Below are 15,559 nucleotides of genomic sequence, written 5' to 3' on the forward strand. Positions count from 1 at the left end.
ATGTGAGTAGAACCTTATGGCTGGAAACCACATCGTTGAAGGTGGGCCACGAAAGCAGCGGTGCGCGAGGGTGAGAGTTGATGGCGCGAGCGTATCCGCCGCATGGCGACTGCGAAAAAGCTTGCGCCACATGGCATCTTCCAGGAGGCATCTGTTAAAAGGCGTTTTCACGCCTAAAAACGCCTTTTGCGGCGTCCAGAAGGCGTTTTTACTACCAGAGACGCCTTTTGGGAGATGCCGTTTGCCGGGCACCTTTTGCGGGACCACAGCGAAGGCTGACGGCAGGGCCACGTAAGGCCGAGACTCAGACTGGTGCGCGAGACCGCCAAGCCTCAAGCTGCAAAGGCGCGCGGGCAGCGGTCACGGATTGGCGGCTAGAGCTCCTCCACCCGGAACTGCAGCTGCGGGTGAGCAAAGGCGTCCTGCGACTCGATGAGCAGCAGCTCCTGCGAATCCGCCTCGTAGGTGTTCTGCAGCAAGTCGAAGACCGAAGAAGCCGTGCGCTTGAGCGCTTCCTTCGCATCGTGGGTTTCCACGTAGTGGCCGGTGAAAAGCGAGGCCGTGACGTCACCCGAACCGTTGCGCTTGAACGGTAGCTTGGGGGTGCTCACCAGGAAGGCGCGCTCGCCATCAACGGCGAGCATCTCGATCTCGTCCTCGCTGGTCTCTGGGCGCTGCACCGAGGTCACCAGCACGGTCTTCGGACCGATCTCCTGCGCGCGCTTCACCGCGGCAAGCGTTTGCTCCAAGGTGCCTACCTCAGAGTCTGTCAGGTACCCCAGCTCGAACTGGTTCGGGGTGATGATGTCCGCGACTGGAACGACCTTATCGCGCAGCAGCGGCGGGATTTCGTCGGAGACGAAGCAGCCGGACTTGGCGTTACCCATGACCGGGTCGCAGGCGTAGAGGGCCTTCGGGTTCACAGCCTTGATGCGGTTTACCGCGTCCACGATGGCACCGGCAATATCCGGCCCACCCTGGTAGCCGGACAAGATCGCATCAATGCGCGGGAAAGCACCGCGCTTCTCGATGCCGTCCACAATCGCCGTGACCTCTTCCGCCGGGATCATCGGCCCGCCCCAATCGCCATAACCGGTGTGGTTGGAGAAGTTCACCGTGTGAATCGGCCACACCTCATGGCCAGCGCGCTGAAGGGGAAAGACTGCTGCGGAGTTGCCCACGTGGCCGAAGGTGACGTGGGACTGGATGGAGAGGATGTTCATAATCCTCTATTGTGCTACGTCCCACCACACACCTCAACGATTGGCCTTATTTAGCAAACACGCTGTCTTAGCGCGGCCGTGTCAGGCGCGGCACCAAGCCCGCGCCGGGCCACTTTAGATGCCGCCGCCGGGTACTTCCTTGTCCAGCTCGGCGCGCTCGGCGGCATCCGGGAAGGCCTTCGGGCCAGAAGGCTTAGGTTGGTAGCTCACGCCGCGTGCTGCCAAGTCCTCGTACCAGTCCGCCAGCAGCTCATTCTGCAGGCCGAACATTTCCTTCTCTTCCGCCGCAGTCGTGTGGTCATAGCCCAGCAGGTGCAGGCAACCATGCACGGTGAGCAGAGCCAGCTCGTGCCCCAGGGAGTGGCCGGCCGCGGTGGCTTGGCGCTGCGCAAACTCCGGGCAGAGTACGATATCACCCAGCATGGCCGGTCCGGCCTCCGCTGCGTCGGGGCGCCCGCCTGTAGCACCCGGGGTGAGCTCATCCATGGGGAAGCTCATCACGTCGGTCGGGCCTTCCAGGTCCATCCAGCGCACGTGCAGCTCCGCGATGGTGTCCAGGTCCACCGCGGTAATGGTGCACTCGGCATCCGGATTCACGTCGAGGCGGCCGAGGGCGTAGGAGCAGACGTCGATCAGCATCTCCTCGTTGACGCCGTCATAGCCGGACTCGTTGATAAACTCGATGCTCATTTCTTCTCCTCCTGCTCAGCAAAATTGTCGTAGGCCTCCACGATGCGCCCGACCAGCTGGTGGCGCACCACATCAGCAGAGCCCAGCTCCGCGAAGTGGATATCCGGCACGCCCTTCAGGATGCGGCGCACCAGGCGCAGACCGGAGACCTGGCCACCCGGCAAGTCCACCTGGGAGATATCACCGGTCACCACGATGGTGGAGCCAAAGCCCAAACGCGTCAGGAACATTTTCATCTGCGCCGGCGTGGTGTTTTGGGCCTCGTCGAGGATGACGAAGGCATCGTTGAGCGTGCGGCCACGCATATAGGCCAAGGGGGCGACCTCAATGATGCCGGCTTCCATGAGCTTCGGAATCATCTCCGGGTCGATCATGTCCCGCAAAGCGTCGTAGAGCGGGCGCAGGTAGGGGTCGATCTTGTCATTGAGGGTGCCAGGCAAGAATCCCAGCTTCTCCCCTGCTTCCACGGCCGGGCGGGTCAAGATGACGCGGCTGACCTGCTTGGCGCGCAGGGCCTGGACGGCCTTGGCCACCGCCAGGTAGGTCTTACCGGTACCGGCCGGACCAATGCCAAAGACAATCGTGTTCTCGTCAATGGCCTGCACATAGCGCGACTGCCCCACCGTCTTCGGGCGCACGGCCTTGCCGCGACGCGAGACGATATCGGCCGCAAGCGTCTCAGACACGGAGGCTGGAGCATCCACTGTGACAAGGTCCAGGGTGTGCTTCACGGTATCCGTGCTCACCGGATGGCCGCGGCGTGCAATCGCCTCGAGCTCCTCTAAAACCTTGCGTGCGCGGGCCACCTCATAATCCGGGCCGGCAGCCGTAACTGTGGTCCCGCGGGCAAAGAGGTCCACGCCCACGAGGTTGCCCAAAACGCGCAGGTTATCGTCCGCCGGCCCCAGCACGGTGGCGAGGTAGGCGGAATCGAGATCAAACTTGGTGGTGATAATAGGCACGCCCAAAAGGCTACCAGCGCGCGGTCAGGGTGCCGATGCTGGCCAAGGCCACCATGCTTGCCGACGCCGTCCGCAACACCTCCGGCCCCAACTTGATCGCCGTCGCACCGGCCTCTTGCAAGCGAGCTAGTTCCTCCGCGCCGATACCGCCCTCCGGCCCCACCAGCAGGTAGATGGTTCCGGTGGAGTCGAGGTCCTCCAGATCCTTGAGCCGCGCTTGAGCTTCCTCGTGGAGGACCAAGGCGCGGGTGCCGGACATCTCCTGGCACAGCTGGCGGGTAGTAAGCGGGCCGCGCACCGCGGGTACGCGCACTCGGCGCGATTGCTTCGCCGCCGCCACGGCTGCAGATTCCCACTTCGCTAGCGCCTTCGGGGCCTTCTTGGCATCCCATTTGGACACGCAGCGATCCGCCTGCCAGGCGATGATCTCATCCGCCCCGGCCTGGGTAGCCAGGTCGACGGCGAGTTCGGCGCGCTCAGACTTGGGGATAGCCTGGACCACGACCACCCTCGGGGAGGGTTCGGGGAGGATCGCGAGGTCGTCGACAAGCGCGACCAGCGTGTCCTTGCCCTGCGTATCAGTGATGGTGGCGGTAGCGCGGCGCCCGGACCCATCGATCAGGACCAAGTGCTCCCCTGGGCCCATGCGCTTGACGGTGACCGCGTGGCGGCCCTCCGCACCATCGAGGCCCACCGGCTGGCTGACCTCCGCGAGGGAAAGATCCGGGTGGAGGAAGACGGGTAAAGACATTAGCGGCGGAACTTATCGCGGAAGCGGCTAAAAAGGGATTCGCCCTGGCCATCCCCGGCATGGTGGACCTCGGTGCCTCCGTGGCCGGCGGCGCGGACCTTTTCGAGGGCCTCGCGGGTCTTCTTATCCAGGTCCGTCGGGATCACCACATCCACGTGAGCGTGGAGGTTGCCGAATCCGTCGGTGCGCAGGCGCGGCATGCCCTTGCCCTGGAGGGTGATGGATTCGCCCGGCTGGGTGCCCGGCGCGATATCGATGGTGAGCTCCTCGCCGTCGAGCTGCTCGACGGTGCAGGAAGAGCCCAGAGCTGCATCCACCATGGGCACGCGCACGGTCAGGTGCAGGTCATCAGCATTGCGCTCGAAAACGGGGTGCGGCTCGGTGTGTACCTCGACGTAGAGGTCACCAGCGGGGCCGCCGCCGTGGCCGACCTCGCCCTGGGAAGCCATGCGGATGCGCATGCCATCACCAATGCCGGCGGGGATGTTCACCGTAATATCGCGGCGCTTGCGCACGCGGCCATCGCCACCGCAGTGGCCGCAGGGATCGGTGACTACTTCGCCGAAGCCATAGCACTTCGGGCAATCGCGGGTAGTCATCATGTTGCCCAGCATGCTGCGCTGGACCTCCTGAACCTGGCCCATACCGCCACAGTGATCACAGGTCACCGGCTTGGACTTGGACTCAGAACCAGAGCCCTCACAACGGTCACAGACCACGGCGGTATCGACCTTGACCTGCTGCTTCACTCCGCTATAAGCCTCTTCGAGGGTAATCGTGGTGCGCAGCAGCGCGTCATCGCCGGGCTGCACACGGGAACGCGGGCCGCGGGAGGCCGCTCCCCCACCGAAGAACTCGGCGAAGATATCCCCGAGGCCGCCGCCACCGAAACCACCAAAGCCGCCGCCCTGGGCCGCGCGCTCCTCCATGGGGTCACCACCCATGTCCACAACCTGGCGCTTCTGCGGATCCAGCAGAACCTCCTGTGCAAGGGAAGCCTCGCGGAACTTCTCCGCGGCCTCCTCATCGCCCGGGTTCACATCCGGGTGGTACTTGCGCGCTAGCTTGCGGTAGGCCTTCTTAATCTCGGCGTCGGACGCCGACTTTTCTACACCAAGAATGCCGTAGTAGTCACGAGCCACGTACTGTCATCCTTCTATATCTCGTTGATACTAAATCTAATCCGACGGGCCAGCTTACTCGCCCGCCAAAATTTCACTCACATAGCGTGCAACGGCGGAGACCTTGGAGATTGTTCCCGAGTAATCCATATACGTCGGACCCACCACACCTAACCCGCCAAGTGCTGCGGCCTCCGAGCCTGTGCCGAATCCATAGCGCGTAGCTACGACAGAGGTTTGGCGCAGCTCATCGGCTTCGTTTTCCTCGCCAATAGATACTGAAACATTGCCCAGGTCCGGCACGCGGGCCAGCAATTTCAGCACCACGACCTGTTCTTCAAGAGCCTCGATGATAGAGGGCAAACCCTCGGTCAGGGCCACGCGGGTGAGGTTGGAGGTGCCCGCCATGATCAGGCGATCGGAGGGCTGCTCCACGAGGGTCTCAATCAGCGTCGTCGCGGCCTTGAGAAGATGGGGGCGGATATCGGCCGGGGAGTCGTCGACAAGCGCGGCCAGCTCCACCGAGGCTTCCGTGAGCGTCTTGCCCTCCAGGGCGGTGTTGAGGATATCGCGCAGGCGGTGGGTCTGCTCGGGGTCGATGACATCATCGAGCTCCACATTGCGCTGATCGACGCGCCCATTATCCGTAATCAACACCAAGAGCAGACGCACCGGTGAGAGTGCCACGACCTCGCAGTGCTTCACGCGGGAGACCTTGAGGTTAGGCATCTGCACCACGGCCGCTTGCTTAGTTACCTGGGCCAACAGCTGGACAGAGCGGCGCAGCACGTCTTCCAAATCCACGCCGCCCTCGAGGAAGGTGAGCATGGCGCGGCGCTCGGCCTTGGAAAGCGGCTTAACATCGTGCAGCGTATCGACGAACTGGCGGTAGCCCTTCTGCGTGGGCACGCGCCCGGAGCTGGCGTGCTCTTGGGCGATGAGGCCTTCGGCTTCGAGCACGGCCATGTCATTGCGAATCGTCGCCGAGGACACGCCCAGCTGGTAGCGCTCGAGCAGGGCCTTGGAGCCGACGGGCGATTGCGAGGCGATGTAGTCCGCGACGATGGCGCGCAGGACCTCTTGGCGGCGGGCATCGGTGGAGCTAGACATGTCTTTAAGGCTATCCGTTCTGGCGGGCAAGTGTGGAAGCTGGTGCCAATCTGCCTCGGTGCGCTGGTAGCCCGCCACCACTTCCCGCAGGTTCCAAAGTGCGTTCTTAGAAGCGTCCATCATGCGCTTCCAGGTGGCTCGAAAACTGATGGTCCCTTTAGTCTGGTCTCTTTTGAGGACAAAGAGACCATCTGCGGGCCCATTTCCTGCGATAGATGGTCCCTTTTCGCCGTAAACGGACCAAATTAACGGGACCAAACTAAAAGGACCACTTAAAAGACTAACCGTATCGAAAGCGACTAACAGGTTTCTCGACGTGGAGAGAGAAACTAACACCGACTAACACCGCTATCAAACTTCCCGACGACAGGAGCAAAACTAACAAATTCCCAGCGGGGCTAACTTTAAGTCACTATGTCTCCTCGGTATCGAAAGGCCAAGGCTTGGCCACTTCTTCGCGGCTTCGCGGTTGCATCACACAGATGGTTCTACTCAGATGGCTCAGGTCATACGGTTTACCTGCCCCCAAACGAACCTTCTAGCAGCCTAAGGAAGGTTTGCTTACCCCCAAACGAACCTTCCGACCGGAGCCTTTCCACTGGAACCATGTGCGGAAGGCTGAGGACAGGCCACGAGCAGGGTACGGCCGCTAATGAGCCAGCTGATGCGGATCCGGAGGTCGGCCCGCAGGCGGGGCAAGCCCCCTAGCGAGCGGTGCCTTCGGCGGTATCTTCGGCGACGAGGAGGTCGGTGATGATGCCGTCCGCGAGCAGGCGGCCTGCCTTGGTCACGCGAAGGCGGTCACCGGCGCGCTCGAGCAGGCCGCGCTCGATGAACCGCGCGGCCACGGGCTCCGCCGCCGGCGCGAGCCAGGACGCAGGAATGCCCTCGCGCAGGCGCAGTCCCAGCATGATGCGCTCGGTATGACGGTCAGCCTCCGTGAGCTGCTCGCGCTCCTTGATGGGCAACTCGCCCTCGCCTACCGCCTTGATGTAGGTCCGCGGGTTCTTCACGTTATAGAAGCGCTCGTTGCCTAAGTGCGAATGCGCGCCCGGGCCCGCACCCCACCAGTTGCTGTCCACCCAGTAAATGCGGTTGTGCTGACACTCCCCGCCCGGCTTGGCCCAGTTGGACACCTCATACCACTCAAAACCTTCGGCCTCGAGCGTGGAGGAGATCATCTCATAGCGCCGGGCCAGCACGTCCTCATCCGGTGCGGGCAGGAGGCCCTTGGACACCTTGCGGGCCATACGCGTGCCATCCTCCACGATGAGCGAATACGCACTTATGTGGTCCACCCCGGTCTCCAGGGCGCGCTCCAAGGTCAGGGCAACGTCGGCATCTTCTTCAGTCGGCGTGCCATAAATCATGTCGAGGTTGACGTGCTCAAAGCCCGCAGCGATGGCTTCGCGCGCGGCATCGAAGGCGCGGCCCGGCGTGTGGGCTCGCTCCAACACGGCGAGCACCCCCGGCGAGGCGGATTGCATGCCCAGGGAGAGGCGGGTGAAGCCGGCGTCGAGAAGCCCGGCGAAGTACTCCGGCGAAGTGGATTCCGGGTTGGATTCCGTGGTGACCTCCGCGCCCGGGGCGAGGCCAAAGGTATCGCGGACCTTCGACAAGACACGGCCCAGGCCCTCAGCACCCAGCAGACTCGGCGTACCGCCACCGATAAAAACTGTTTCGGCCTCACGGCCCACCTGGGCCGCCGCCATCTCCAGTTCCTTCTCCAGCGCAGCCAGATAATCGCTGGTCAGATCCCCTCCCAGCTCACCCGGGGTATAGGTGTTGAAGTCGCAGTAGCCACAGCGGGAGGCACAGAAGGGGACGTGAATATAGAGACCAAAGGGATCCATGGGGAACAAAGTATCCGACAGCGCCGTTAAAGCGGTAGTCTATAGTGCAGATTTGCCACCCCGATTAGTGAAGAAAGGCCTCTTTTAAGTGGAACCTCCGAGTCGATGTCCCCGCCGCCTACGTAAGGCGGTGGGGTAAGCCGTGTTATCTGCCATCCTGATGATTCTGGCGGGTTTCGCCGTCATCGCTCTCATTATCGTGGCCAACGCCTACTTCGTGGCGCAGGAATTCGCCTTCATGTCGGTGGACCGCACGCAGCTGCGCCAGCGCGCCGCGACGGGGGATAAGTCCGCGGAGCGCGCACTCAAGATCACCCAAAAGACCTCCTTCATGCTTTCCGGCGCGCAGCTGGGTATCACGATCACGGGCCTGCTCATTGGTTATGTGGCCGAACCCCTCGTGGGCCAAGGCCTGGGCCAGCTGCTCGGCGGCGTGGGCGTGCCCACGGGCGTGTCTGTCGCCATCGGCACGGTGACCGCGCTGGCGGTGTCGACAGTTCTCACGATGCTCTTCGCCGAGCTTTTCCCGAAGAACTACACCATCGCCGCACCCATGAAGTCAGCGCTGTGGTTGTCCGCATCCACGATGTGGTACCTCAAGATTTTCGGCTGGCTCGTCCACTTCTTCGAGTATTCCTCCAATGCCCTTCTCAAGGTCTTCGGTATCGAGCCGGTGGAGGATGTCGATTCATCTGCCACCACCGATGACCTGGAGTCCATCGTGGATGCCTCCCACGAGGCCGGCGACTTGGATGAGGACACCTACCTGGTCCTCGACCGTCTCCTCGACTTCCCCGAGCACGACGTGGAACACGCCATGATTCCGCGCTCGCGCGTGGATGTCATCGAGCCGGAGACCACCATTGGTGAGGTGCGCGAGATGATGTCGGAGAACCACACCCGCTACCCCATCATCGACGATGAGCACAATCCCATCGGCGTGGTGCACCTCTACGACGTGCTGGGCAGTCAGCTGCCCCTGGCCACCCCGGCCCGGGAAATCATGAAGGAACCCGTGGTGGTGCCGGAGCTCATGCCGCTTCCCGACGTCGTCACGGAGCTTCGTGATGCCGACGAGAAACTCGCCTGCGTCATCGACGAATACGGCGGCTTCGTCGGGATCGTGACCATGGAGGACTTGGCCGAGGAAATCCTCGGCGATGTCACCGACGAGCACGACCTCGAAGAGACCGAGGAAATCACCGAGCAGGACGAGACGCACTGGATCGTCGACGGTGACACCCCCATCGACGAGGTCGAGCGCGCCATTGGCCACGACCTGCCGGAGGGCGATTTCGAAACCGTCGCCGGCCTGCTCATCGCGCATTCCGGCACGTTACCGGACGAGGGTGAAAAGCTCTCCATCGAGCTCGAGGCCGAACCGGAAGATTGGGTCGATGGTGACGAAGCCCCCATCCGCACGCTCAACGTGCGCGTCGAGGAAATCGACCGCCACGTGCCCTCCGTCCTGGCACTCGAGCTGGTAGAGGAATTCCCGGAAGGAGAGGATGACTAATGACTGATACCTGGTGGTTTAACCTCCTTGTCACTATTCTCATCATCGCTGCTTCCGCGTTCTTCGTGGTCATCGAGTTTTCCCTCATGGGGGCGCGCCGCAACCGCTTGGAGGAGACTGCGGAATCCTCGGCGGCTTCGCGTGCGGGCCTACGCTCGCTGAATGAGCTGACCGTCATGCTGGCCGGTGCCCAGCTGGGCATTACCGCCGCGACCTTCGTCCTCGGTGCGGTGACCAAACCTTGGGTCCATCACCTGCTTATGACCCCACTGGAGGCCCTTGGCCTGCCGCTGGGCGTTGCTGACGTCATTTCCTTCCTGCTGGCCCTTTTCGTGGTGACCTTCCTGCACCTGGTCATTGGTGAGATGGCGCCGAAGTCCTGGGCCATCGCCCACCCGGAGACCGCCCTTCAGCTCATCGCGGTGCCTGCCCGCGGCTTCATTTGGCTCTTCCGTCCGCTGCTGCTCTGGATCAACAAGATGGCCAACAAGCTGGTGACGATGACCGGCGAGGAACCTGTCGACCGCGCTGGTGCGGCCGGCTATGACGCGGAGACCCTTCGCCACTTGGTCGAGCACTCGCGCCTGACGGGCACGCTTGACGATGACTCCGCCAACCAGATCACCGGCGTCATCGAACTGGAAGCCGCCACTGCGGCCCAGTTGGCCCGCGAGCACGGCTCGGAAATCCTGCCGCTATCCTCCGATGCTACCGTGGCTGAACTTCATGATCTGGTGGTGCGCAAGTCCATCATGCGTGTGCTGGTCTACCCGCGTACTTCGCGCATCCCGCGCATCGTTCACGTGCGCGATACCTTGCTCGCGGACCCGGAAACCCCGGTGCTGGATTTCTCCCGCCCAGCACTGGCGGTGGGCTCCTCCTCCACCGTGCAGAAGACTCTGGACCAGATGCGCGCCCGCAACGAGCAGCTCGTCATGGTGGGCAAACCCACCAAAGACAAGACCGTGTGGATCCTCACCTGGGATGACATCATGGGCCAGCTGTGGCCGCAGATTACGGAGCAGCTGGACCAGGCCGCGCCGGCCACCAAGAACCCAGGGGCTTAGCGCGTACGCGCTAAGCCCCTGGCACACGAAGCTAGACGGTGGCACGCAAAGTTATTCGTGCCACACTAGCAGCGAAGAGCGCCGCCGAGAGAGGGAATCTCGGCGGCGCTCTTCTTAGGTAATCCTTGTGTGTTGGCAACAAGGAAGTCTGTGATGCGGCGACTATGCGGTCGTGGCGGCCTTCTTCTGGCGCTTGGCGCGCACACGGGCGACGACGGCGTCAATACGCGCGCGCTCCTCCAAGAAAGGCGGCGGGTTATGCCCGCGCATGGTGCGCACATAAGCGGGGTGCGCCTCCACGACAGTGTGACGCCAAGCCTGCACGGCGATGAGTGAAGATTCACCCGCGCGCTTGTACAGGTTCGGCAGGGAGACAACATCGAGGTTGCGAGCCACCGCGTCGGTTTGCGCCAGCACGTACTCGACCAGCTCGCGCAAATAGGCGGCCACCGCGGCGGTGCGGCCACGCAGGGTTTCCGCCAGCTCCGAGACCACAACGGGCGGGCCGGAGATGGGCAAGCCCTCAGCCAACGCGCGGGCGGTAAGCTGCTTCGGCTCCTCCACATCATTGTCACCGGAGGAGGCAGCGGAGATGGTGCCGGACTTCAGGCCGGAGACCAGCGCGTGGCGCAAGCCGATGAGCTCGCCGACACAACGCCCAGAATCCACGCGGGCGTCTTCGACGATATCCCCCAGCTCGGCCAGACAGTCGAGGGCGAGTTCATCGTCCCAGTCCTCAATGGCCTCGATGAGGTGCTCGATGTAGTCAACGACTTCATCGCCGATGTTATAGATTTCTTGGGTCAGCTCACGGTGGCGCAGCTCGGCTGCGATCTTGTGCATAGGCTGCCCTTTCCGTGAGAACCTCTAGTTGAGGTTTAGAGTTTTTCTGACCCCGCTGACTCTATTAGAGATCCACCCATTCGGCTGCGCGACACTCCGAAGGAATTCACAGACTCCATCCAGCCTTATTTCTTGCCGGCGTAGAGGCGCTCAATATCCGCTGCGTAGCGCTGCGCCACGACATAGCGCTTGACCTTCATCGTGGGGGTGAGCTCGTTACTTTCCTCGGTGAGGTCCTGGTCGAGGATGACGAACTTCTTAATACCCTCCGCGTGGGAAACGGTGGCGTTGACCTGGTTAATGGCGTCCTGGATATCCGCGCGCAGCGCCGGATCAGCCGCTACTTCGCGCATTCCCTTGGTCGCGGAGATGTTGTGATCGGCCTTCCAGCGCTTGAGCGCATCCTCATCCAGGGTGAGCAACACGCCGACGAACGGCTTGCCGTCACCGACCACCATGGCTTGGGAAATCAGCGGGTGGGAGCGCAGGATATCTTCCATCGGGCCAGGAGAGACGTTCTTGCCGCCAGCGGTGACGATGAGATCCTTCTTGCGGCCAGTGATGACGAGCTTGCCATCCTCATCAATCTCACCCAGGTCGCCGGTGTTGTACCAACCGTCCTGCAGGGCGTTCTCGGTGGCTTCCTCGTTCTGCCAGTAGCCCTTAAAGACGATATCGCCCTTGATCATGATCTCGCCATCGTCGTTAATGCGCATCGTCGTTCCGCCCAGTGGCGGACCAACGGTACCGATGGATTGATCGACAAAGTCGACAGCGGCGGCCGCGGCGGTCTCCGTCAAGCCATAGCCCTCATAGATGGTCACGCCGATGCCGCGGTACCAGTGCAGCAAATCCTGCGAGATGGCCGAACCACCGGAGATGCAATATTTAACGTCGCCGCCCATGGCTTGACGGATGGCGGAGTAGACCAGCTTGTCAAAAGCCTTGTGCTTGGCCTTAAGGACACGGTTAGGCCCCTCCGGAGTATCCAGCGCCTTCGAGTACTCGATAGCGACCTTCTCCGCGCGATCGAAAATGGCGCCCTTGACCGCAGAAGAACCGTGGGCCTTGGCGGAGGCACCGTTGCGTACCTTCTCAAAGACGCGCGGCACACCCAGGATCAGGTTCGGGCGGGAGCGCGCGAATTCGATGGTGATGGTGCTGAAGTCGGACCAGTGGTTCTGGGAGGCACCGCCGATGGTGACCGCCAGCGACACCGCGCGGCTAAAGACGTGTGCCAAGGGCAGGAAGGTCAGAACGTGGGAACCCGGCACGGCGATGGCGCCAATGGGGTTGGTCAGCAGGCCGCGGGCCTCCGCGAGCCAGTTGCGGTGGGTCAGCATGCAGCCCTTGGGGCGCCCGGTAGTGCCGGAGGTGTAGACCAACGAGGCGACGTCATCGGTGCCCGTGGCCTCGATGCGCTGGTCGACGGTATCGTCACTGACATCGCGGCCCTCAAACTTCAGAGTATCGATGGCGGAAGAGTTGATCTCTAGGATGCGGCGCAGCTGGGAAGGAGAGCCGTGCAACTGTGGGGTGCCATCCTCTTGCAGCTTCAGGTGTTTGACCAGCTCGGAGTGCTCGCGGGTTTCCGTGATGGCGAGGATGGCACCGGAATCCTCGATAATCCACTGGACTTGGGACATCGACGAAGAGGGGTACACCGGAACGGAGATAGCACCGGCCGCCCAGATGGCGTAGTCCAGCAGGGACCACTCATAGCGGGTGGTAGAGATAAGGGCTACGCGGTCGCCCTGCTCCACGCCGAAAGCAATGAGCCCCTTGGCCACCGCGTAGACCTCCTCCACGAATTCTTTAGCGGTCACGTTGACCCACTCATAGTTCGCGGGGCGGGTAAACAGCACGCCATGTGGGCGGGCGTGCGCCGTAGCCATCATCGCGGTAAGGCAGGTTTCGCCGTCCTTGATCTCGAACTCCGCCTTCGTATGCGCTTCATTCAAAGTCACAGTTGTGTCCTTTCCCACAAAAATTAAATTCCAGCCCACTCTACCAACCGGATTTCTCCCGCGCGCAGCAAGGGCGTGGCACAATTGGGGGACGTGACTACCCGTGATCTGCTTCAAGAACTTGCCCAACGCCACGGCGTGGCCTGCGAGTACACCGCCCAGAACGGACAGCCCGTGTACGTCAGCGAGGAGACAATTACCTATACGCTGCGCGCACTCGGCGTCTCTATCTCCGACCGTCCGGACGATGAAGAGCTAACCCAGGCCTTGTTCGAGGACTACCTCGAACGCGCCTCCCGCCCGCTGCCGCCCTGCGTGGTGGCCCGCGAAGGCGCCGAAAAGTCCTTTGCCGTCCACGTCCACGACGGCGACCCCGTCACCGTGACCATCGAGCTGGAGAACGGCGAGACTCGGCCGACCTACCAGGATCCGAACGACGCCCCGGCTGCCGACGTCGCCGGAACCATGTGGGGCGAAGCCAGTTTCCACGTCCCCGGGGACCTGCCCTTAGGCTTCCACAAGCTGCGCTTGTCCTCGCCCGGCATCGGCGAGCACGAGTGCCCGCTCATCGTGGTGCCCAATCACCTCAGCACTGCGGATCGCTACCTTGACCGCCCCGCGGCGGGCGCGATGGCGCAGCTGTATTCGGTGCGCTCCGAGAAGTCCTGGGGCATGGGTGACTTCGGTGACCTCGCCGAATTGGCGGAGACCTTGGCACCGGATTATGACTTCCTCCTTATTAACCCACTGCACGCGGGCGAGCCGATTCCGCCAGTGGAGGATTCGCCCTACCTGCCCACCACCCGGCGCTTCATCAACCCGATCTATATTCGCATCGAAGATGTCCCAGAGCTGAAGCTGCTCAGCCCAGAACTTCAGGATGATGTGGCCGAGCTCGCCGCCGAGTTCCGCGAGCGCAACCGGTCGGCAGAAGAGATTGATCGTGATTCCATCTTCGAAGCCAAGCTGCAGGTCCTGCAGGAGCTCTTCAGCAAGGGGATGACCCCGGAGCGCCGCACCGCTTTTAGTGAGTACCAGCGCCGCGAGGGCCGCGGCCTGCGCAACTTCGCGCTGTGGTGTGCAGAGACTGAGCTTTCGCGCCACAGTGGACGCCGCCACGCGCTGAGCCTCGACGTCAACGACTTAGCCGAGTTCTACTCGTGGCTGCAATTCCTCTGCGATGAGCAGCTGGATGCCGCCCAGCGCCGCGCGCTCGAGGCCGGCATGAGCATCGGCCTCATCACCGATATGGCCGTAGGTATCCACCCCGCTGGTGCCGATGCCGTGAATCTGGCGGAATACCTCGCCCCGCAATGCTCGGTGGGCGCCCCGCCGGATGACTATAACCAGCAGGGCCAGGACTGGTCCCAGCCACCGTGGCACCCGGTCCGCCTGGCGGAAGCCGGCTACGAGCCATGGCGTGATTTGCTGCGCACAATGCTGGGCAATGCTGGTGGCCTGCGCGTCGACCACGTGCTGGGCCTGTTCCGCCTGTATTGGATCCCGCGCCAGTCCACCCCGCTCAACGGTACCTACGTGACCTATGACTGGGAGGCCATGCTCGGCATCCTCGCACTCGAGGCTGAGCGCGCCGGTGCGGTCCTCGTGGGCGAGGACCTGGGCACCCTGGAACCGTGGGTCCAAAACGCCTTGCGCGATATGGGCGTGCTGGGCACCACGATCATCTGGTTTGAGCACGCCGAGGACGGTCCCACCCCGCGCCCGCAGGACCAATATCGCCACATGGCGATGTCCTCGGTGGGCACGCACGATCTGCCGCCGACGCTCGCCTACCTGCGCGGCGACCACATCGAGCTGCGTGCCCGCCTAGGCCTTTTGACCCGCCCCGTGGCGGAAGAAGTAGCCGAGGACCGCGCCTGGCAAGAAAAGGTCAAGGATAATCTGCAGGCCTATGGCATGTTGGAGAACCGCGAGAGCGAAGAGGACGTGCTCGTCGCCCTGCATCGTTATGTTGCGGGAACTCCCTCGGCGCTGACGGTCACCAACGTGGTGGACATGGTCGGTGACGTGCGCGCACAGAACCAGCCGGGCACGACGAAAGATCAGTACCCGAACTGGTGCATCCCGCTGTGCGATACCGCCGGCAAGCCGGTGCTCTTGGAAGATCTACCGAAGCAGGAGCTCTACCAGCGCCTCGCCCAGGCCGCCCAACGTCCGGGCACCCAACGCTAAAGCGTCGTCCCTCTAAAGGACGACGCCGACGATGGCCACCACGACGATGAGCGTGATCATCAACCAGAGGGTCACGCTCACTCGGGATTTGGGTAGTGCGCGCTTGCGGTGAGAAGGCTGTGAGCGCTCGGGGTCCCACAGGCCTTCGCGGTGATCATCGGGAGTCATGGTCATTTATCCTAGTCCGCCCCTCCACGAGTGTGTACACGCGGTCGATGGCCCACATCAACCCCCACCCCATCACGGTTGCGGCCGGCACTGCG

The 15,559-nt window shown here is 62.8% G+C and carries 13 protein-coding genes; 3 read left to right on the forward strand and 10 right to left on the reverse strand.

The window, feature by feature from the left end; translation table 11 throughout:
- Nucleotides 1-374: 374 nt before the first annotated feature.
- From pdxY to hemW, 7 genes are all read right to left on the reverse strand, one after another.
- Entirely contained in the window at nt 375-1,223 is an 849-nt protein-coding gene (pdxY, locus tag QP363_RS08475; protein ID WP_070446681.1) for a pyridoxal kinase PdxY, read from the reverse strand.
- A gap of 114 nt (nt 1,224-1,337) precedes the next feature.
- Nucleotides 1,338-1,913, reverse strand: a complete 576-nt coding sequence (gene ybeY, locus QP363_RS08480; RefSeq protein WP_070446682.1) for an rRNA maturation RNase YbeY — start codon at nt 1,911-1,913, stop codon at nt 1,338-1,340.
- Nucleotides 1,910-2,875 (reverse strand): PhoH family protein, encoded by a 966-nt coding sequence (locus QP363_RS08485; protein ID WP_070446683.1) that lies wholly within the window; start codon nt 2,873-2,875, stop codon nt 1,910-1,912. Before QP363_RS08485 ends, ybeY begins: the two co-directional genes overlap by 4 nt.
- Nucleotides 2,876-2,885: 10 nt before the next feature.
- Nucleotides 2,886-3,626: a 16S rRNA (uracil(1498)-N(3))-methyltransferase gene (locus tag QP363_RS08490; RefSeq protein ID WP_070710539.1), complete on the reverse strand. Its 741-nt coding sequence runs from the start codon at nt 3,624-3,626 to the stop codon at nt 2,886-2,888.
- Nucleotides 3,626-4,768, reverse strand: coding sequence for a molecular chaperone DnaJ (gene dnaJ / locus QP363_RS08495; RefSeq protein WP_070644578.1), 1,143 nt, complete (start codon nt 4,766-4,768; stop codon nt 3,626-3,628). The genes QP363_RS08490 and dnaJ overlap by 1 nt, the downstream gene beginning before the upstream one ends.
- A gap of 54 nt (nt 4,769-4,822) precedes the next feature.
- Nucleotides 4,823-5,857, reverse strand: a complete 1,035-nt coding sequence (gene hrcA, locus QP363_RS08500; RefSeq protein ID WP_070525541.1) for a heat-inducible transcriptional repressor HrcA — start codon at nt 5,855-5,857, stop codon at nt 4,823-4,825.
- Nucleotides 5,858-6,561: 704 nt separating this feature from the next.
- The gene (hemW, locus tag QP363_RS08505) at nt 6,562-7,710 is read right to left on the reverse strand and encodes a radical SAM family heme chaperone HemW (RefSeq protein ID WP_284764000.1); all 1,149 of its coding nucleotides are present in this window, start codon (nt 7,708-7,710) and stop codon (nt 6,562-6,564) included.
- Nucleotides 7,711-7,852: 142 nt separating this feature from the next.
- On the opposite strand from hemW, the gene QP363_RS08510 reads away from it, so the two are divergent.
- Both QP363_RS08510 and QP363_RS08515 read left to right on the forward strand, forming a co-directional pair.
- On the forward strand, nt 7,853-9,226 hold the full coding sequence (locus QP363_RS08510) for a hemolysin family protein (RefSeq protein ID WP_284764001.1): 1,374 nt from the start codon (nt 7,853-7,855) through the stop codon (nt 9,224-9,226).
- Nucleotides 9,226-10,293, forward strand: coding sequence for a CNNM domain-containing protein (locus QP363_RS08515; RefSeq protein WP_284764004.1), 1,068 nt, complete (start codon nt 9,226-9,228; stop codon nt 10,291-10,293). Before QP363_RS08510 ends, QP363_RS08515 begins: the two co-directional genes overlap by 1 nt.
- 162 nt (nt 10,294-10,455) lie before the next feature.
- Here the strand turns inward: QP363_RS08515 and QP363_RS08520 are convergent, their stop codons facing one another.
- Together QP363_RS08520 and QP363_RS08525 are read right to left on the reverse strand one after the other, a co-directional pair.
- Nucleotides 10,456-11,136: a hypothetical protein gene (locus QP363_RS08520; RefSeq protein WP_070446689.1), complete on the reverse strand. Its 681-nt coding sequence runs from the start codon at nt 11,134-11,136 to the stop codon at nt 10,456-10,458.
- 125 nt (nt 11,137-11,261) lie between these two features.
- Nucleotides 11,262-13,103, reverse strand: coding sequence for a long-chain fatty acid--CoA ligase (locus QP363_RS08525; protein ID WP_070717403.1), 1,842 nt, complete (start codon nt 13,101-13,103; stop codon nt 11,262-11,264).
- Nucleotides 13,104-13,196: 93 nt separating this feature from the next.
- On the opposite strand from QP363_RS08525, the gene malQ reads away from it, so the two are divergent.
- Nucleotides 13,197-15,296: a 4-alpha-glucanotransferase gene (gene malQ / locus QP363_RS08530; RefSeq protein ID WP_284764007.1), complete on the forward strand. Its 2,100-nt coding sequence runs from the start codon at nt 13,197-13,199 to the stop codon at nt 15,294-15,296.
- Between the two features lie 12 nt (nt 15,297-15,308).
- On the opposite strand, the gene QP363_RS08535 is transcribed toward malQ, so the two are convergent.
- Nucleotides 15,309-15,464: a hypothetical protein gene (locus QP363_RS08535; RefSeq protein ID WP_168163674.1), complete on the reverse strand. Its 156-nt coding sequence runs from the start codon at nt 15,462-15,464 to the stop codon at nt 15,309-15,311.
- Between the last annotated feature and the right edge of the window lie 95 nt (nt 15,465-15,559).

Origin of the sequence: Corynebacterium sp. UMB6689 (assembly GCF_030215295.1) — a bacterium.
In the GTDB taxonomy this organism is placed as follows: Bacteria; Actinomycetota; Actinomycetes; order Mycobacteriales; family Mycobacteriaceae; genus Corynebacterium; species Corynebacterium aurimucosum.

Bases quoted from the DNA above. Each gene is read 5' to 3' on its own strand.
- ybeY (WP_070446682.1), bottom strand. From the start codon at position 1,913: ATGAGCATCGAGTTTATCAACGAGTCCGGCTATGACGGCGTCAACGAG.
- hrcA (WP_070525541.1), bottom strand. From the start codon at position 5,857: ATGTCTAGCTCCACCGATGCCCGCCGCCAAGAGGTCCTGCGCGCCATC.
- QP363_RS08520 (WP_070446689.1), bottom strand. From the start codon at position 11,136: ATGCACAAGATCGCAGCCGAGCTGCGCCACCGTGAGCTGACCCAAGAA.
- QP363_RS08490 (WP_070710539.1), bottom strand. From the start codon at position 3,626: ATGTCTTTACCCGTCTTCCTCCACCCGGATCTTTCCCTCGCGGAGGTC.
- QP363_RS08535 (WP_168163674.1), bottom strand. From the start codon at position 15,464: ATGACTCCCGATGATCACCGCGAAGGCCTGTGGGACCCCGAGCGCTCA.
- pdxY (WP_070446681.1), bottom strand. From the start codon at position 1,223: ATGAACATCCTCTCCATCCAGTCCCACGTCACCTTCGGCCACGTGGGC.
- QP363_RS08515 (WP_284764004.1), top strand. From the start codon at position 9,226: ATGACTGATACCTGGTGGTTTAACCTCCTTGTCACTATTCTCATCATC.
- hemW (WP_284764000.1), bottom strand. From the start codon at position 7,710: ATGGATCCCTTTGGTCTCTATATTCACGTCCCCTTCTGTGCCTCCCGC.